We start from the raw sequence: 17,845 nt of genomic DNA, 5'->3' as shown, positions 1-17,845 counted from the left end.
GAGTTGATTTCGTGACAGCGGAGAAGGCGATGTCATCAACGCTTCGTCGAGCGGTTCCGATGCGGATGTTCGAAGCGCGAGAAGCCATCTGCAGGGCTATGGCAATGCGGAGCAAGAGTTTAAGATGCCACTGAATACTTTCGCACTGCATGGCTAACGGCTTCATAGCTATATGACTACTACCATCTTGGCCGCTCGTCACCGCTGTTAATGCTACTCCCGGACGGGCGGATCTATCCCCCTTCTTGATCAGATGGCTCGAATCGCTAGTGATGCTCCTGTAATCGCCATCTCCTAGATGCTACATTGGTCTGAATGGGTTTGTGCGGTGGATTTCAATGACTTTGTACACAACCCGAGTGCGCCAAGAAGCGCTTCAATGTAGCTGCATGTCTTTACAGATCTGCAGGCTTAAGTTTTATATTTATCATCAAATGATGGGTCTGTGAAGCACGGATTGCATCCTTGCGTCCAGGTCAGATGCAATTTTAACCAAAACTCTGAATATCTCCAGAGAGATCGCTGATATCGTCTCTCCCGCTCTGATCGCGATCTCTCTGAGCAGGTTGCAGGCGAGGCTTGTGATATGTGATAAAGCAATCTTTGAGATCTCGATAAGGTGCGCGATGGGCAGAACCGCACTCAACTTCTCGCCATTTTGTGCCCAGATGCCGAGACATAAGATTACCAATATCATGACAAAAACAATAGCCTTTTTCCTCATCCAGGAGCCCTCTTTGCATCTGACATCGTGGATTCTGTAGTTCTATATATAATAATTTTTTGTATATCATTATATCCACACTATGCATAACCCCGGATGCGCTGTAATAGAAATCATGAGATTGAGGTAGACCTCCTGTTGCGGCTCGTTTCTGGAAGAGACTAAAAGCACATCAAAACAGCACATCAAATCTTTCATCCTTTTAGCACTCCGACCCTGCAGCATTCTGGTTTTTGCGGTCACATCATCTCCGTGGATCATCTCCTTACAGCGGCGTTATCGCACATCCAGTTTATTATCACTATGCAGTGGTCTGCGTGGAGGCTCAGCGGGCTTATGCTCACCGTCTCAGCTCCCATTGATTCGATGAGCTGCTCCTCATCATCTCTCATGCCTGTGTGATCCCCGAGTATGAACGCGCCCTCCGAAACGGTTCCGCTGAGCTGAGCACCATCCTCCCTGAGGTAGTACAGCCTCTGTCCATCATCTCTCAGAGACTCCAACAGCGATCTGAGATCACCCTTCCTGATGTAAATGCCGGGCGTGGACTCCCTCCAGAAGGGGCTGGCATCGATGGATAGGGCGCGCTTTATCAGTGCAGCCGTGCTCCTCTCGTCCGGGTTCAAATGGCGGAGCCTGCTTCCATCAAATCGGAGTATCTTAGGCTCAGGTCCACCCATGAGGATGAGATGGCACCTGACGTCTCTTCTTATCCCGTGCGATAGCATGAATGCCGAGTTGATGCATCTGCAAAGCACATCCATCCTCCCCGAGGTTCCGGGAAGATCCTCCAGGGAGAAATCCGGCGTGGTCTTCGCGCTGTGACCCACAATAACAAAGTCGCGCATGATTGCATCCACCCATCAAAGTTATTCAAGCTATGCAGGATCCCCGATCGAGGGTCTCTCGTTATTCCGCGGTTATCCCTGTATCGAAGAGATCTTCAGGAGACGCCTGTGCTCACTGCCAGCGCGCATATTGATGGATCAAGACAAGAGTGATCATCGTAATCAATAAATTGTGCCGCGCAAGACCTCGAAGGCATGAAGCTGCTCCAGCCTGCTGCAATTCTTGTGCTCGTCATTCTGATGGGCTGTCTCGATTCCGCGCCGGATGAGTTCCGAGGGACAGTCATCAAGGTCGTGGATGGCGACACGTTCGATGTTGAGGGTCTTGGGAGGGTGCGGCTTGCAGACGTCGACTGTCCGGAGCTGGATACAGAGGCCGGAAGAGCTGCCGCGAACTACACGATCTCCTGGCTCTTCGGACGCACCGTCTGGCTGGACATAGACGACATGCGGGGCAGGGATGATTACGGGAGATGGATATGTGTTGTGTATCTGGAGAAAAATGGTGCGCCGGATCGGGAGATGAACTTCAACAGGATGATCGTTGACAGCGGTCATGCTGTTGTGAAGGACTTCACGGACAACGAGTTCAATCCAGCTGATTGGTGGAATCTAAGCTCGCTCCAGCCGGCCGGCTGTGCATACGTCGGCTCGGTGAAGTCGAAAAAATACCACTACCCTGACTGTGAGTGGGCAGAGAAGATCGCCCCGGATAACATCATATGCTTCTCCAGCCCAGATGAGGCGCGCTCGATGGGATACACGCCGTGCCGCGTCTGCAAGCCTCCGTGACGACCGGAACGGAGCGTCGCGCAGGGTCCAGGATGCGTTCATTTTGGTGACACAATATTCAATATTAATATTATCATTTGTTATTTATTACCGAAAAATTCATATCAAAGCAGTTGTGAATGTATGCAGGGGGTGAAAAAAATATGAGTGGTGCGATAAAACCCAAGAGAGTCGTCGTCTCTGATGACGCAGTGCCTTTTGTTGCAAGAGGCGGGCGCGTATTCTCCAGGCTGGTGCTCAGGGCAGACCCGGATGTGAGCCCGGGAGACGAGGTGCTGGTGCTCGACAGTAATGACAGGGTGATAACAGTAGCAAAAGCGTATTGAAAAGTACCGACCAGAACAGCTGCGCCTGTGGCGTCCTGGCTGTTCTGATCTCATTTTGGTTATTCGATTCAATCAGCGCAACTCGAATTTACAGGGATAAAAAATATTGCCCTGGGTCAGGGCTTGATGTCGATGATGCTGCCGGAGCTGTCTCTCAGTGTGGCTCTGTCCCCGTCGTTATTCCAGACAGGGACGCTCCTCCCCCAGTAGAGGTCCTGCTGGGTATCATTGCCAGCACCTGTGTGCACCTTCACCCTGGCGCCAGATCGGAGAATGAATCCATCAGGAAACACATATTTGTGCTCCTGCTCGTCGGATATGCTCCATCCCGCGAGATTCACGTCTGTATTTCCGCCATTCTCGATCTCGACCCATTCCTCATTGAGGTTCGCCCTCTCCGGGCTCGGCGCCACGAAGCTGACGTTTGAAATTCTCACAGGGCTTTTTTCAGAGCTCGATACATTCCCATCCCCGTATGCAGGGGATGCCATGAGGACCAGCAGGATGGCCAGTCCTAAGCTTATTTTTGTGATCCACACCATACTTCCCCACCTCTCCTAGAGAGGTTACTACTACGATTATCTGCAAAGATTTAAACTTTTCTAATTAATTTGTGATTTATGAGATTGTAATCAAGTTTATACCATCTTATTGAGAGTATTTTTGATATGTAATTCGCAATAATTAGAAGAATTTAATTGAAATGATCCCCTTCAAGAGATGAGCGCAACAGAGATATCTCATGATATAACCAGAGCTAACGAGGTGTCGTTATGGATTATGCTGAGATGTCGGATATTCTTAAGAGCACGCTCGGCCTCGATAGCGAGCCTGTTGGAGTGGTTCTCTTCAAGAGCGAGGGGGATATCCCGAAGGATCTGAAGGAGATTGAGAAGCCCATGCCGTACTGCGGGATGGTTCAGCGCGCACGAAGGGGAGAGGTGCTCTTCGCGCGTCTGGACAAGCACGACTGCAAGGGCGGGGCTTCTGGCATAGGCCTGGTTGAGTGCCCTGAGAACATCTCCTCAGGAAAGCTCTACTTTTCAAAGCTCAACAAAAGCGCCACACAGACCGTGGGCCAGAGGATCGCCGCGAGCATGCCCAGGCTCCCGGCGGGCAGCACCGTCGCGACCCTTGTCGCGCCTCTCGCAAAGCTGAGCATAACTCCGGATGTGGTTATATTTGTTGGAAATGCGCTGCAGGCGCGCCGCATAGTCCAGGCTGTGATGTACAGGCGCGGCGGGCGCATGAATCTCGACACAGCTGGGATTCAGTCATTCTGCGTTGACGCCACTGCATCGCCGATTATCAAAGGCGATGTCAATGTCTCGCTTGGATGCGATGGCTCTGCGAAGAAGTCCGCCTTAACGGAGAACGATGTCGTTGTCGGCATCCCATTTGAGATGCTCGAGGACATATGTACTATCCTGAAGGAGAGGCACGAGGGCTGGGATAAGTTCATGCGCTCCTGACCACCCTCCATTTTATGAGCACGCCATCATCGAGCCGATCTGCCGAGATCAGCTCTAGCTTTCGGAAGCTCTCCGCAAATCCGCTTCCGTCCACAAGCGTCGGCGCGTCCTTTCCGCCTATCACCAGCCCTCCAACAAAGACGCAGATCTCATCGACGAGATCCTGCTCTATGAGAGACCAGTTCAAAGTCCCCCCTCCCTCGACCATCAGCCTCCTCACGCCCCTCTGGTACAGCATCTCCAGAAGCTCTCCGAGATCCACGCGATCCTCGCCGCAGACCGCGATCTCGCATCTCTTCGAGAGCTCGCTAGTCCTCTCAGCGGGGGCAGATCTCGATACAGCGATGATGCATCCGGGGCCCAGAACCTCCGCGTATGGTGGCGTTCTGGCTCTGCTGTCGGCCACAACCCGGAGAGGGTTCTCCGGCATCCCTCTCTCCAGCCGCCATGATCTCAGAGCCTCTGACTTCACCCGAAGCTTCGGGTTGTCTGCGATGACCGTTCCCACTCCAACCATCACCGCATCGCTCTCAGCGCGCAGCCTGTCCACCCTGAGGAGGTCCCCAGATCCGGAGATGCGTACCTGTCTTCTCAGAAAAGAGCTTATCTTCCCGTCAGCGCTCATTGCGCTGTTGATGAAAACATAGGGTCTCATCATGCATAGACTCGATGAGGATGTTAATAAGCTGAAGGCTCCCATCGCCCGCGATCCCTCCGGCCCGGGCAGCCCTCTCTCCGCATCAGTATGTGCTGCTTGCCCTCAGGAGGAGCTGATGCTCTCCGGAACCGTGATCTCAGGCGAGGATATGGTTGCCCTGGATGGGTATGTAGTTATTAAAAACGGCATCATAAAAGAGGTCGGCGAGGGCAGGGAGAGGGGGCACTTCGAGGGCATCATATGCCCTGCTTTTGTCAATGCGCATACTCATGTAGCGGACTCCATCGCGAAGGATCCGCCGTTCATGGATCTTGCAGATCTCGTGGGGCCAGGGGGCCTGAAGCACAGGATTCTTGAGAGAGCTGGCGATGATCTCCTTATTGAATCGATGCGCTTCTCCGCTGAGGAGATGCTCGACTCCGGAACCTGCGCCTTCGGCGATTTCAGGGAGGGCGGCCCTCATGGAGTTGAGCTTCTCCTCAGAGCTCTGGAGGGTCTGCCCATTCAGAGCAGGGTCTTCGGCAGGCCTCTTGGGACTACAGCGGATATACATCCAGCGTGCTGGGGCATCGGTCTGAGCAGCACAAGGGATTACGATCGGGATTTCGTCGATGAGGTCGTGAGCATCGCGAAAAGATCTGGAAAGCGCGTGGCGATACACGCCGGCGAGGCCGGCAGGGACGATATAGAGGGCGCGCTGGCCATCGGGCCTGACATTCTGATACATCTCTCCAGAGCGGAGCGCTCCGATCTGAGGGATGTTGCGGATTCAGGCGCCTCTGTGGTCGTGTGCCCCAGATCCAATCTATTCACGCGCGCCGGCCTTCCTGATATCGCGGCGATGCTCTCCCTGGAGCTCAATGTCTGCGTTGGCACGGACAACCTGATGATAAATTCGACCAGCATCTTCAGAGAGATGGAGCTCTTATCAAAAGCGATCGTCAGAGACGACAGACAGGTTTTTATGATGTGCACGATAAATGGAGCAAGAGCACTGGGTATGGCTGAGAGGCTCGGCTCCATCGATCCCGGGAAAGAGGCGCGGATTAATGTGTTCGACAGGAACTCCCGCAATCTGAGGGGATCGTTGAACCCACTGGCGAGCATCGTGAGAAGGGCCGAGCCCTCTGACATAATGCTGAGGATCTGAAAGCATGATCGAGAAGATAATGATAGCAACGGATGGCTCTGAGACGAGCGAGAGGGCTGCGAGGTTCGGCGTGGAGCTCGCCCGGAATCTCGGGGCCAGGGTCATAGCGGTCTATGTGGCAGATACCGGCCGGCTGAGCCATCTGCCGGATGAGATGATCCTGGTTGGCATAAGGGATATGCTCCTCAAGGAGGGGGAGGATGCCACATCATATGTGGAGTCGATAGCTTCGGATGCGGGCGTGCCGTGCGAGAAGAGGGTTGTCGAGGGGAAGCCGACTGATGAGATACTGAAGCTATCGCGGGATTTAAATGTGGACCTCCTTGTCATGGGAAGCGTTGGAAGAAGCGGCCTCGACAGGTTCCTACTCGGGAGCGTGGCGGAGAAGGTGGTACAGCACTCCAGGGTCCCCGTCTTAACTGTGCCGGGGGAGAGGAAGGAGGGTTGATCCTTGGATATCCTGGTCAGAGATGCGATGGTCAAGGATGTCGCTTATGTGAGCCTGCCCGGCACCAGGGATAAGGTGCTGAAGGTTCTGAACGAGCGGCACGTCTCTGGCGTTCCTGTCGTCAAGAACAACACTGTTGTCGGCATGGTCACCAGGACAGATCTTCTCCGGAACCCGGAGGAGGATCAGATCGCCATGCTCATGACCAGGAACCCCTTTGTCGTCCGTCCTGATGATCACCTGGTCGAGGCGGCGAAGCTGTTTGTGGAAAAGCGGATAAGGAGACTTCCGGTGGTCGAGGATGGACGGCTTGTGGGGATCATAAGCGTCGCCGATGTCGTGAGGGTCATCGCTTCTCTCAACATGGATGAGCCGATAGATCCTTACTTTGAGCGGCACGTCGTCGCTGTGTGGTCTGAGATGCCGCTGCCGGTGGTGGGCGCGATCATGGAGTATGCCGGAGTTCAGGCCTGCCCTGTGATAGATACAGACCTCCAGCTGGTCGGCATCGTCACAGACAGGGATCTCATAGCGAAGAGCGTCGTCGAGGAGTCGCTGGAGAGGGCGGATGCGGATACCGCGCCTGAGATGGACGAGTGGAGCTGGGAGAGCCAGAAGGAGGCCATCTCAAGGTACTACCAGGTATCGAAGATCAGGCTGAAGAATGTGAAGGTGATGGAGGCCATGGTCCAGGCGATAACCGCCCTGAGGTCCAGCAGGGTCAGCGAGTGCGCCAAGATCATGTCCCAGAGAAGGATCGACCAGATGCCTGTCGTCAATGCACACAGAAAGCTGATAGGCATGCTGAACGACCACAACCTCCTGGTTCCATTCATCTCAGCATACCAGAGTTAACGCGCGATGGAGTTTGGGGATATTGTGGGTGAGACGCTCCTCCTTTGAGAGGCATATTTGTCACTTGCGTGCTATGCCATCCCCAGCTCTGATAGCCTCTCCGGAAGATACCTTTTTGTGACGAAGTCCAAACCCTTTCCTGCGAATGCCTGCTGCTCAGCCTTCTTCTTCAGATCTATCTGGAGCTGTATCTGCTTCTGCCAGTAATCGCTGCCGAACCTCGGGTCCGTGAGCTCTGATCTGAGTGCGTGAAGATCCCTGTCTGTTAGCCTGTCTGTGGAGAGGTTGTACTCAACGATGTCTGTTGGCTGCACGCCGAGGAATTTCGCATCCGGCGTTGCGAGGTGCTCGGAGAGGTGCGCGCTCTTTATCGCGCCGTAGGCTACGCTCGCGTATATCCGGTAGCTCCACGGATCCCCATCGGTGAAGACGGCCACTGGGAGGCCGAGCTCTGTGTTGAGTCTTTTTATGAAGCGTCGGGTCGATCGCGCTGGCTGGCCCTTGAGGTGCACAAGAATCGCATCGAACTCCTCATCGAATCCGTTCTCGATCAGCCTGGCATACATTCCGCCGGTCTCGACAGCTATGACCATCCTGGCATCGTGATCCAGGAACTCCACAAAATCGACGTTGAAGGGTATCTGATATCCGGCCTCGCCGATGTCCTCCTGGCAGTGTATCTCGCGCTCGCCGCGCCGCGTCCGTTCTCTGATCCTGAGGGGGCCGAATACAGCAGCGCCGTCCTCTTCAGGTCTGACATGAAAATCCTCCCGCTGAAGGCCTGTGATTATCTCCAGATCCTCGATGAGACGGTCGCTCTCGGCCTGCTCTGCGAACTTGGCGAGCTCCCAGTTCTCGGAGATGTAGTATATCTCCCTGAGCGTTGACGCCCGGTTTCCTCTGAGATGCTCTTTCACCAGGAGATCTATCAGATGCACGGTCTTGAGCAGCGTCCTCGCGCCGCGTATGGTCTTGACGCTCCTCACGCTCTCCTGATCGCCGTATACCCACACATCATCTTCTGTGCTGTACTCGATGTTCTTCTTGGTCCTCGTCGGAAGCACGAGATGGGGTACGATACCATCCCTGAACTGATCGTAGAGTGACCTTGCTATACCTAGAAGCCTGCTCTCCGGATCATGCATCAGAAAGCACCCTCGCCCCAGTCACAATCTCAGGCTCCAGCCCCTCGACAACAGCCTCCGGCATCCTCTGCAGATGGCTCTTTACCGTATACCTGAGAACCATCCTCTCACCTGCCCGGATCGCAATCTTCCACTGGTAGTCATAGCACCCACCCATATCGACCCTTCTCGCAGGTGGATCCAGATCCTCCGCCTCCACAGGGATTATCTCGTGCAGCTTGAAGCTTCTCTGCGAGGATGTGTTGTTCTCTATCTCTATGCGCACAATCAAACGCCCGTCCTCCTGGTTCAGGTCTCTCCTGACCAGAACGTTGCCCATGATCCTGGCTACAACCCTGCTTATGTCAGGCCTCTCGAGCCCGAGCATGTCCGAGAGCTTGTCCGCCATCCTCGGAAGGATCTTGCTTATGATCTCCTCCTTCTCCCTCCGCTCGGATAGTGTCTCCTGCAGTGCAAGAAATCTCCTGAGCTTTCTGCCGATCTCCTTCATCGCGAGATCTATCTCGGCGAGGATCTCGGGGATGTCTGCAACAGCATCCTTTGACTCTGATGTGAATGGAATGTTGGTCGATGCCACGTGAACCAGTATAACAGCAGGCCCGACCGGCAATCCCCCTCCAGGCTGGTCCAGTCCGTAGCTCTTCCAGGACACGCCCTCTATCGCATGGGTTATGGCGCAGGCCCCCTGCTGGTATATAAGAGGCACGCGGTTCGCGAACCTCAAAATCTCGACCCTGCCGTTCCGATCGAGCTCACCGCCGAAGCCAATCCCTGCCTCGACCACAAAGGGATTCCCTGAATACACAGAGACTGGCCTTGAGACGGTCGCGATGAAGTCCACGCGGAACTCCTTCGCAAGGCCGGATCTTATCAGGTCCTCCCCTATAGGCGAGAGACAGTCGACCGGCGGGGATTTTATCTTTATGCGCCTGAGCGCCTCGAAAAGACGCTTTGACTGCTCGTAGTCCAAGCTTCTTGGATCCATCGATGGATCCAGCCCTGAGATCTGAAGTATCTCCTGAGCTGCGATGTTGCCGATGGCTGAGAAAGATTCCTTCAGGAAGCTGGAGAGCTTTCTTCTCTCAGTATACCTCAACATCTTCGTGAGCTCGCCCAGCTCTATCCCAGAGGGATGGGGCTTTATCTCACATGCTCTTTTTGGAAGACGCTCTGTCGCCCTCTCGAACTTTTCTGTGGATCCATCTGGCTCCACGAATGTTATCCTGGCATGCGGGTTCACTATCGCGACGTTCTTCAGGTAGCTGTAAACCGACTGCCTCCTGCCGCGCACATATGAGCCCTCGATCTCAAGCTCCACCCGCGTGCCCCTGGGCCGTTCCCAGTCTATATCCTCCTCCCTGATGATCTCAGGCTCGTTCTTCGCGGTGTTTATCATGACCTCCACATATCTCGCTGGCATCTCAGGCGATGTCCTTGATGTGATCCTCGCCGGCCTTCCTGTGGTCAGCTGTGAGTAGAGAACCGCTGCGGATATGCCTATGCCCTGCTGCCCCCTGCTCTGCCGGAGAACGTGAAACCTCGAGCCGTAAAGCAGCTTTGCGAAGACCCTGGGGATCTCAGAGGGCACGATGCCTGGACCGTTGTCCTCGACTATGACACGGTAAAGCTCACCGGCGCGCTTGATCTGTACAAAAATATCAGGAAGTATGCCAGCATCCTCACATGCATCAAGGGAGTTGTCGACCGCCTCCTTGACGCATGTGATGATGGCACGAGGGGCTGAGTCGAATCCAAGAATCTGGCGGTTCTTCTCAAAGAACTCCGCAACAGATATCGATCTCTGCTGCTTTGCCAGCTCCTCGGCTGTGTCCATTAAAGCTCTGCCCCAACCACGGTCTGTGTCGCTGTTACGTTCTCGATCTCACGGATCGTGTCTACCAGGCGGTTCAGCATGCTGAGACCTTCTACCTCTATGATCACAACGAAGTCGAACTCTCCGAAGACGTGATAGACGTTCTTTATACCATCTATCTGTCTAAGCGCACTGTAAACCGGCTTCTCCTGTCCAGGCACTACCTTGACCATTGTTACTCCAATCACCATTGCCTCTCACCATAAACACACGCTACCGCATATTATATTAACTTTACATCCAGAGGACAGGTCCACACGATGCACCAAAATATTTATCAGCGATCAGTTTGGTACCATCATCGCGGTGGTTTTATGGATACAGCTACGGCTCTGGAATACCTGCAGTCTCTGATCGTGTTGGCGATATTCATACTGATCGTGGGTGCTGGCTTCAAGGTATGGAGATGGAACTACGTGGTTCCTCCAAAGTGATATTTTCTTTTTGCGAATCTGATAACGTCCGGGCAGAAATGATGACTCCAGCGTTCTCTTTTTAGGTATTGTTCCGCCTGGGTCATGCGCCAGATGATCTCATAAAACACCCTGGTCGGTATGGGTAGCGGAGACTTCGGTCTTCAGGCCGGAGTTGCTCTCCTCCAAACTCTGCGTGAGCGGATGCAGCAATGTTGCTGATCTACTGACAAGCGATCCGTGATCATCTGTAATTCAGCGTCACCGCCACCGCGTTCCAGCCTGGAACGATGAAACATTTTTAACCACATCCGCGCACCGGTACAGCATGCCAGATGCGGTGATCCTTTGCGACAGGTCGTTTCTCTATGAGAAGCTCTTCGAGGAGGCAGGTGTTGATGTTCAGTTCATCAAACCTGAGATGCTCTGCAGCCCGTTCCTCCCCAGGTTCAGAGCGCTGATCATTCCGACTGGATTCGCAAACCAGCAGTACTCCAGCGCTCTGAGAAATCTCAGAGCATGCAGTGAGGGCATAAAGAATTTCGTGCGCTCAGGTGGCGTCATCATGGTCTTCGGCCCCCTCGTTCCGGAGCACGACTACGACTGGCTGCCGCTCTCGATAAAATACAGGGGCGAATACACGGAGGCAGCGCAGATAAAATTCTCATGCGACGGGGCGCCACTCTGCAGCGGCTCGGGGGACTGCGACGGATACCTGGAGCCTGGAGCAGATTTCGATGTTCTCGCCAGGGATCCTGCCGGCCGGCCGGTCCTGTGCGCGGGCAGATACGGTGAGGGCATGATCTTCGTCACATCGATCCATGAGTTTCCCTCAGCGGATTTTGTCAGATACGTGATCTCAAAGGGGATCCCATCGAAGATCGTGTGAAAGCCTGCGCAGCGCCTGAGAGCCGGGTCGTGGGCTCAAACGAAAGAGTGGGAGCGTGCATCTGCATGATGCCACCCACGGAATCAGATGCGTCTGAATTCCTGATGCAGGTAGCGATCGGGATCGAGAAACCATGCCATTGGAGGGATGCGATGTACAGAAAGCACAGCAGGCTCAGAGATGAGATCGAGTCGCTGAACGTGAAACCAGTAGCTGGAGTTCTTCTTGTTAACCTCAGCACTGGAGAGAGCTGGAGCTTTGATTCATATCCTGATGCGATCGAGTTCATGAAGGGGAAAAAGGGAAGATGGTACCTGACAGCAAATATAAATAAAAAATGAAATTACAGATGGAACTCTATGTGGAACGGTATGTAGAATATCCACACGAAGTAGAGAACCATCAGTATCAGGCCGAGCGGTACGCCAAGCCTCGCCCACTCCTTGCTCGTGATGTTGAGCTTCCCTGCTGATATGATGTTCGGGATGTTTCCTGGGATCAGCATGCCGCCCGAGATCAGCAGTCCCATCAGCACAGCCTGGATCTGGGTTATCTCCATCGACGGGCTCAGCTCCGCAGCAGTGAGTGTGGCGTTGTCGAGGATCGCGGAGATCATGTTGACCCAGAACAGAATCTGGGGCGGTACTGTGAGCAGGTACTTGTCGATCACTGTCTTCATGCCACTGCCAAGGAGGAGCAGCGCCATGACGAAGATGTACACCTTTATGGCCCTGATGAAGACATCTCTCAGGCCACCTGCCTCCTCAGCTGCAACAGCACATGCCTCCTTTGCCGCCTTCCCTGTGAAGAACATCGCGAGCACTCCCATCGCCAGGCATCCTGGAATTATGTAAACCGCCAGCCTGTTGAACAGGAAGAAGAATCCTGCGTGATAAGGCGGACCCTGCAGCTTTGTGATCGCTATCGTCGAGAGCGGCTCTCCGACCGGAGTCAGGACAGCGCCAAGACCTATCGAGAAGCATGCGATTATCACAACATTGATCTTCGTCTGTCTGTCGAGAGGCATGCAGTTGACGAGCTCCACCAGGAGAAGGGATGCTATGATCGCTGTTATCACGCTCGAGAAGACGCCGAGTACCACAACTACCAGGAAGACTATGACCTTGAGCGGAACGACCTCGAGGATCTTTTCCATACCTCTCTGCGCCGCTGATCTGCCGTAGTAGAAGAGCAGGCCTGCGACCAGCACAGCTGGCACTATGCCCTTTATGATCGGCTCCTTTATCGCTTCTATCACAAGCTCCATGTGCCAGCCGATCTTCTCTATCGCCTCAGGATTACTGGCGTAAATCTGTTCCAGAACGGCTCTGTTCTCGAAGCCGGCAAGAGTCACTGCGAGCACGCCCATTACAAACAGGAAAGCCTCCAGGTTGTGCTCTATCTTTTTCACCATAAATGGACCCACTAGCACCATCAGAACTATCACAAATAGCCCGATATCAACGGGCGTCGGCTGCAATGCCATTGAATCACCTCTTTATTCTACACCCACAAGACTGAAAGTCTGTTGCCAAATGGTTTTTATCTATTAAATGGTTTTGGTTTTCAAAAGCCGATGCTCGATTTCAGGGGCTCTGGGAGGATCGGTATCCAGAAGGGCCTCGCTGGTTCCCCTGATCGCCTGAAAATTGGGCATAAAAGTGGCTGATGCCCCGGAGGGTATCAGCTCGATTTGAGTCTGAGGTTTATGTTATCCAGGAAGTCGCATGCACCGCCGATGCATCCCTTCCGGAGCGGCTGGTCCCTGAAGAGGATCTTGCGCATTATCTCAAAGGATCCGAAGTACTCCTCGTGCTCCTTCATGCTCCTCTGTCCTGGTTTGGACTGGCGCGCGTCGAGCATGAGGTAGCCTGTGAAGTTGTCCGCCGTTTTGAACTCAGCGCTTCTCCCGAGCGTGCCTGTCTGGTAGAGATTGAAGTTCTGGTTCTTGAACTCCATCGCCTGGAGGTTGTAGCTCTCCCTGACCTTCGCCCCGATGCCGCCGAAGGCTATCGAGCTCCTGAAGCTCTCGCTGCCCATGAGCGTGTCGCCTGGCGCGAGAGCGACGTAGTCGTCGACCGCATCCTGCTCCTCGAAGTTCGGGTTCCTGCCCTTCGCTCTGTCGACTAGATACTCGTTCTTGACCAGCTCATCGACGCTCCCGCTGAAGAAGACGTCCTTGTTCGACTTTATCCCGGAGTTCATCGACCTGACGTCCTTGCTCAGCTGGAACTGGCCGGTCCCGCTGATCATCGTCTCGGATGCGTAATCGTATCCCTGAACCCTGAATCGCTCAGTATCAGATGAGGATTCTGCGCCTGGTGCTGTCGCTGTGACCTTGAACCTGTAATCTCCGCCCATGGCGTTCGTGGCGGGCGTGACCTGGAGCGGCTCCGAGACCTCACCTCCTGCGGGTATGAATACCTCTGTGGAGGTCCAGGTGAACCAGTCCATGCCGCACGTCTCAGGGCTCACGGTCACTGTTGCGGTAACGTTTGTGTAGCCCTCGTTCCTTATTGTCACAATGTAGTCCAGCGTCCTTCCGGGGGTCGTGTACTCCCTGTCCCGCTCGTTGATGGGACCGGTCTGCTGCACAGAGACTTTGAGCTTGCCCGGAGCGATGGGTGCAGGAGGAACAGATGGCATATCAAAAGAGCTCGTGGGGTACGATGGATACGCAGGAGATGGATACACAGAGTCATACGGCGGGCCAGTCGGGCTCTCCTCAACGGTCGCCGAGGCCGGAAGCAGCATCAGCGCCAGGATCAGAATCCAGATCAATGGAACCACCTCAAAAAAAGAGAGGGGATCAGCAGTCGACGCCCTGGCACGGGCTGGGCTTCTCCTCAGCGAACGGCGCCTCGTGGAACTTGATCAGCTTCTCGACCTCGAAGTTGCCTGTGAACGACTGGTGGTCCTTTATGTCCTTGTAGAATATCTTGTGCCACTTGGAGTCGGTGCCCCACGTGCCGTTGAAGGAGCTCCTTGTCTCGAATCCGACGAGATGCGTCGGGCTCACGTTGTACTCCAGGTTGTACTTCTCTGCCTTAGCCTGGGTATCGTTCACACTGTTGCCATTCCAGCCCCACGGCTTTCCTGTCGCCGGGTTCGCTGTCCAGTGTCCTGTGGGATCTGTCGACGAGAAGAAGACCTTCTGATCCTTCTCCATCTCTGTTACGGAGAATACCTCCTGGACCTCGGCACCGATGCCTCCGTAGAAGGCCTTTGAGTGGAGGTACTTGCCCCCGACAAGCGGAGTGCTCCCTGAGTATGTCATCTTAGAGCTCTCATACATGTTGAGAGGCAGGCTCTTAGACTCGTTCGGACCCGTTCTGTTCAGTTTGCTCGCGTTCTCGGAGAGCAGATGCTCGGAGTCGAGCTCGAAGTCTCCGTCTCCGGCCATGACGTTGTAGTACTCCAGAGCTATCTTCTTGTCCACGATCGATGTGCTTATGTCAACTACGCCAGTCCCGGCCACCTTCTGGGCCTCGCAGTACTGCTCATACTGTTTTGGTTCTTTAAGTGGTGGAGTTGCTGAAGCTAGATTACACGCTAAAACAGCCGCGACAAGTATCGCCGCTATTACTACTCCCTTCATTCAGTTTCACCCCCTTAGGTTTATCTCAGATGTTCTCTCTCTTGTTATATAAATCTTATTTCTCCCGTCTGGCCTGCAGTAAGTCGGGGGCGAACGGCGGATGTGGTCCGGAGGAGGATATAATCAAGAGAAGAATTCGAACGAAGTCAGGAAAAATAGTCGGTCGACCCCCTGGAGGGGGTCCGGAGCGTCGCGCTATGCGCTCAGATGCACGGCAGCCAGTCGACGCTTATCGCGCCGCATGTCGAGTTGCCCCAGAGCTGTATGAACTTCTCTATCGAGAAGACACCAGTCAGGTCCTCAACGCTGCGGCCGTACTCGACGTGCCTGCCCTTGACTGTGGGCTCGGCCATCGGCTCGCGGGACATCCATCCGATGTGAGCGACGCCGATCACGTTGCTGTTGAAGTTCGCCTCAAGGACGCCTGTGCAGCAGTTAGTCTGGAGCTCATCACCGTACAGCCTTGTCTTGACCTCTGTGTTCTTCTGCAGGTGCTCTGCATGCGTGTACATCTCTGTCACGACAGCGCCGATCCTGTAGTTCTGTACACAGAGCTTCTCGATCCACTTCTGGTCGTATGTGCCTGTCTGGTAGCTCACAGGCATGTACTCGAACTCTGCCTCCTTGGTGAAGTTGATGTAGTCCATCGGATACTTGCCTGTCGGGTAGTCACACTCATATGGCAAGGGTGCATAGTTCCTCTGCAGCTGCCTCTCAGCCTCGAGCTCAGTCCTCTCTATGATCACGTTACCGGAGCCGGACTCCTTCTCGACAAGCTTGGCGCCGTTATAGCCGTACTGTGTAGAGATGATCGTCTCTACGTTCTTGTAGCCGACGCCCTTTATGGTCGCCTTCTCGTACATGTAGTTGGCTGCGCTGGCCATGCCCACAAGGGCCAGAGCAACAACCACGAGAACAGCCAGTTCTCTCTTCATTTCGTTCCCACCTCCATTTTGTTACCCTCAATTAAAGGATCGATACCTCAGCAGATGCCCCATTGAGGCATCCCGACGGAGTCGGAAGATGCTGAAGCTCCCCAGAGGCCCCAGGATCCAGACCTCCCGTCTGGCAGATGCACGCAGAAAAATCCACTGCGTCCATCAACCCCGGCCGCGCTCCACAGCACACGCCGGAGCCCCTGAAGGACCTCTCAGGTTCAGGGTACCTGATCTTAAGACACACGTCAAATATTTCAGTGTTTTGCTCAGGCACAATTCTGACTTCATATTAATGGCATATAAACATAACGGGCGAGAGCATGGCATCGCAGTGTATGCATCTCTCATGATCTTTTCCGCATCAGGTGAGCCTGAGCGCCGGTGTGGCTCTCTCAGCTCTCTCCTCTCTATTTTCGTCTGCAATCACGCAAACATCCACATTCTCTGGATGGCAAAGTTAATACGTTGCGAGTGGCTCTTACGCTAGAGCTCCGGTAGTGTAGCCCGGCCAATCATTTCGGCCTTTCGAGCCGAAGACTCGGGTTCAAATCCCGACCGGAGCATACAATCCCGATAATGATAATATACGGAAGATAATATTTTGCATGGGATATTATTTATATATTATCTTTCTATTAGTAGTCCCGGGCGGATTCGAACCGCCGTCGCTGGCTCCAAAGGCCGGCAGGATTGGCCCCTACCCCACGGGACTCCGCTCTGGATCTTGCCCTGGCTATATATATTCCCTTCTCCCTCTGATCAGTGATGATAGGGCGCGATCAGAGGAAGCTCCTGGAGATACTCAGGGTAATAGCGGAGGCGAAGAGGCCAGTGGGCGCGAGGACGATCTCTGACATCCTGAGCAGCCGGGGCTACAACCTCGGCGAGAGGGCGGTGCGCTACAATCTCAGAATACTCGACGAGCTCGGGTTCACAAGAAGGCACGGCTACTCAGGAAGGATCGCAACCCCCCTCGGGATGAAGGAGCTCAGGGACGCGCTGATACACGAGCGGATAGGCTTCGTGAACACGCTCATCGAGGAGTACATGCTCCGCACAACCTTCGATCTCTCAGAGGGCGATCTCGTGGCGAACATCAGTCTCATCGACAGAAACGATTTAGATAGATCGCTCGAGATCATGGATAGAGTTGCGGAGGCCGGATACTCAGGGGATCTGGTGCGAGTGTCTCAGAGGGATGATTGCGTGGAGATCGGAACGGTCTGCAGCATAACCGTCGATGGCATGCTCCTGAAGGCAGGAGTGCCCATAAACACGACATTCGCAGGGGTTCTGGAGATCAGGAGCTCAGAGCCGTACAGGTTCTCGGATCTGATCGCGTACGCAGGCACCTCCATAGACCCGATGAGGGCATTCATGGCGAGAAGGATCGCCAGGGTGATGGACGCGGTGCGCTCCGGTTCTGGCAAGGTCCTGGCAAACGTCAGGGAGGTGCCGGCCAGCGCTTTAGAGGATGCTATGCGCATCCTGGAGCGCGCGCGCTCCATCGTCGGGAGGATCGTTGTGGGCGCGCCGGGCGAGGATGTGCTCGGCTGCCCCGTCGCGCCAGGGCGCGTGGGGATAGCGATATGCGCCGGAGTCAACGCGCCGGTCGCGGTCGGCGAATGCGGTATACGCATACAGACCTCCCCCATCTCCACGACGATGCCGTACTCTGAGATGTCGCGGATAAGATTTTATAAGAGCTGATAATGG

Annotated in this window: 19 protein-coding genes and 2 tRNA genes; 10 read left to right on the top strand and 11 right to left on the bottom strand. The window is 54.5% G+C overall.

Features of this window, described 5'->3' with window-relative positions; genetic code table 11:
• Nucleotides 1-981: 981 nt before the first annotated feature.
• Nucleotides 982-1,572 (bottom strand): tRNA (pseudouridine(54)-N(1))-methyltransferase TrmY, encoded by a 591-nt coding sequence (gene trmY, locus NQU42_RS02280; RefSeq protein ID WP_296608700.1) that lies wholly within the window; start codon nt 1,570-1,572, stop codon nt 982-984.
• Nucleotides 1,573-1,767: 195 nt separating this feature from the next.
• On the opposite strand from trmY, the gene NQU42_RS02275 reads away from it, so the two are divergent.
• On the top strand, nt 1,768-2,364 hold the full coding sequence (locus NQU42_RS02275) for a thermonuclease family protein (protein ID WP_296608698.1): 597 nt from the start codon (nt 1,768-1,770) through the stop codon (nt 2,362-2,364).
• 143 nt (nt 2,365-2,507) lie between these two features.
• On the top strand, nt 2,508-2,690 hold the full coding sequence (locus NQU42_RS02270) for a PUA domain-containing protein (RefSeq protein WP_296608696.1): 183 nt from the start codon (nt 2,508-2,510) through the stop codon (nt 2,688-2,690).
• Between the two features lie 116 nt (nt 2,691-2,806).
• Here NQU42_RS02270 and NQU42_RS02265 read toward each other — a convergent pair whose 3' ends face one another.
• Nucleotides 2,807-3,181, bottom strand: coding sequence for a lamin tail domain-containing protein (locus tag NQU42_RS02265; protein WP_296608695.1), 375 nt, complete (start codon nt 3,179-3,181; stop codon nt 2,807-2,809).
• 282 nt (nt 3,182-3,463) lie between these two features.
• On the opposite strand from NQU42_RS02265, the gene NQU42_RS02260 reads away from it, so the two are divergent.
• Nucleotides 3,464-4,162, top strand: coding sequence for a DUF169 domain-containing protein (locus NQU42_RS02260; protein ID WP_296608694.1), 699 nt, complete (start codon nt 3,464-3,466; stop codon nt 4,160-4,162).
• On the opposite strand, the gene NQU42_RS02255 is transcribed toward NQU42_RS02260, so the two are convergent.
• Entirely contained in the window at nt 4,149-4,817 is a 669-nt protein-coding gene (locus NQU42_RS02255; protein WP_296608692.1) for a 2,5-diamino-6-(ribosylamino)-4(3H)-pyrimidinone 5'-phosphate reductase, read from the bottom strand. The two genes, NQU42_RS02260 and NQU42_RS02255, sit on opposite strands and share 14 nt — an antisense overlap.
• Before the next feature lies 1 nt (nt 4,818).
• Here NQU42_RS02255 and NQU42_RS02250 point away from each other — a divergent pair, with 1 nt between their 5' ends.
• Genes NQU42_RS02250 through NQU42_RS02240 form a run of 3 tightly spaced genes read left to right on the top strand, consistent with a single transcriptional unit; the run spans nt 4,819 to nt 7,273 of the window.
• Complete coding sequence (locus tag NQU42_RS02250; RefSeq protein WP_296608691.1) at nt 4,819-5,970, top strand: amidohydrolase family protein; 1,152 nt, start codon at nt 4,819-4,821, stop codon at nt 5,968-5,970.
• A 4-nt stretch (nt 5,971-5,974) separates the two neighbouring features.
• On the top strand, nt 5,975-6,418 hold the full coding sequence (locus NQU42_RS02245; protein WP_296608690.1) for a universal stress protein: 444 nt from the start codon (nt 5,975-5,977) through the stop codon (nt 6,416-6,418).
• Between the two features lie 3 nt (nt 6,419-6,421).
• Nucleotides 6,422-7,273 carry a CBS domain-containing protein gene (locus NQU42_RS02240; protein ID WP_296608689.1) on the top strand — a complete coding sequence of 284 codons (852 nt, stop codon included), beginning with the start codon at nt 6,422-6,424 and terminating at the stop codon, nt 7,271-7,273.
• A 71-nt stretch (nt 7,274-7,344) separates the two neighbouring features.
• Here the strand turns inward: NQU42_RS02240 and NQU42_RS02235 are convergent, their stop codons facing one another.
• The 3 genes from NQU42_RS02235 to NQU42_RS02225 are packed head-to-tail and all read right to left on the bottom strand — an operon-like array spanning nt 7,345 to nt 10,482.
• Nucleotides 7,345-8,418: a DNA topoisomerase IV subunit A gene (locus NQU42_RS02235; protein ID WP_296608688.1), complete on the bottom strand. Its 1,074-nt coding sequence runs from the start codon at nt 8,416-8,418 to the stop codon at nt 7,345-7,347.
• Nucleotides 8,411-10,252, bottom strand: coding sequence for a DNA topoisomerase VI subunit B (locus tag NQU42_RS02230; protein WP_296608686.1), 1,842 nt, complete (start codon nt 10,250-10,252; stop codon nt 8,411-8,413). The genes NQU42_RS02235 and NQU42_RS02230 overlap by 8 nt, the downstream gene beginning before the upstream one ends.
• Nucleotides 10,252-10,482, bottom strand: a complete 231-nt coding sequence (locus NQU42_RS02225) for an Lrp/AsnC ligand binding domain-containing protein (RefSeq protein WP_296608684.1) — start codon at nt 10,480-10,482, stop codon at nt 10,252-10,254. Before NQU42_RS02225 ends, NQU42_RS02230 begins: the two co-directional genes overlap by 1 nt.
• A 550-nt stretch (nt 10,483-11,032) precedes the next feature.
• Here NQU42_RS02225 and NQU42_RS02220 point away from each other — a divergent pair.
• Entirely contained in the window at nt 11,033-11,593 is a 561-nt protein-coding gene (locus tag NQU42_RS02220; RefSeq protein WP_296608683.1) for a hypothetical protein, read from the top strand.
• 152 nt (nt 11,594-11,745) lie between these two features.
• Nucleotides 11,746-11,934: a hypothetical protein gene (locus NQU42_RS02215; protein ID WP_296608681.1), complete on the top strand. Its 189-nt coding sequence runs from the start codon at nt 11,746-11,748 to the stop codon at nt 11,932-11,934.
• A gap of 2 nt (nt 11,935-11,936) precedes the next feature.
• Here NQU42_RS02215 and NQU42_RS02210 read toward each other — a convergent pair whose 3' ends face one another.
• From NQU42_RS02210 to NQU42_RS02195, 4 genes are all read right to left on the bottom strand, one after another.
• Nucleotides 11,937-13,079, bottom strand: coding sequence for a DUF1646 family protein (locus NQU42_RS02210; protein WP_296608680.1), 1,143 nt, complete (start codon nt 13,077-13,079; stop codon nt 11,937-11,939).
• Nucleotides 13,080-13,276: 197 nt separating this feature from the next.
• Nucleotides 13,277-14,383 carry a hypothetical protein gene (locus NQU42_RS02205; RefSeq protein WP_296608678.1) on the bottom strand — a complete coding sequence of 369 codons (1,107 nt, stop codon included), beginning with the start codon at nt 14,381-14,383 and terminating at the stop codon, nt 13,277-13,279.
• A gap of 19 nt (nt 14,384-14,402) precedes the next feature.
• Complete coding sequence (locus tag NQU42_RS02200; RefSeq protein WP_296608677.1) at nt 14,403-15,191, bottom strand: hypothetical protein; 789 nt, start codon at nt 15,189-15,191, stop codon at nt 14,403-14,405.
• 203 nt (nt 15,192-15,394) lie between these two features.
• Nucleotides 15,395-16,126 carry a hypothetical protein gene (locus tag NQU42_RS02195; protein ID WP_296608675.1) on the bottom strand — a complete coding sequence of 244 codons (732 nt, stop codon included), beginning with the start codon at nt 16,124-16,126 and terminating at the stop codon, nt 15,395-15,397.
• 491 nt (nt 16,127-16,617) lie between these two features.
• Between NQU42_RS02195 and NQU42_RS02190 the strand changes: the two genes are divergently transcribed.
• A tRNA-Glu gene (locus tag NQU42_RS02190) sits at nt 16,618-16,692 on the top strand.
• Between the two features lie 76 nt (nt 16,693-16,768).
• Here the strand turns inward: NQU42_RS02190 and NQU42_RS02185 are convergent.
• Nucleotides 16,769-16,841: transfer RNA gene (locus NQU42_RS02185), tRNA-Gln, on the bottom strand.
• A gap of 53 nt (nt 16,842-16,894) precedes the next feature.
• Between NQU42_RS02185 and NQU42_RS02180 the strand changes: the two genes are divergently transcribed.
• Entirely contained in the window at nt 16,895-17,839 is a 945-nt protein-coding gene (locus NQU42_RS02180) for an NrpR regulatory domain-containing protein (RefSeq protein ID WP_296608674.1), read from the top strand.
• Nucleotides 17,840-17,845: the final 6 nt, after the last annotated feature.

Source organism: Methanothrix sp. (genome assembly GCF_024518575.1).
Taxonomy (GTDB): domain Archaea; phylum Halobacteriota; class Methanosarcinia; order Methanotrichales; family Methanotrichaceae; genus Methanothrix_B.
The sequence above is the reverse complement of the archived record's forward strand: the minus strand, read 5'-3'. Positions and strand labels throughout refer to the sequence as shown.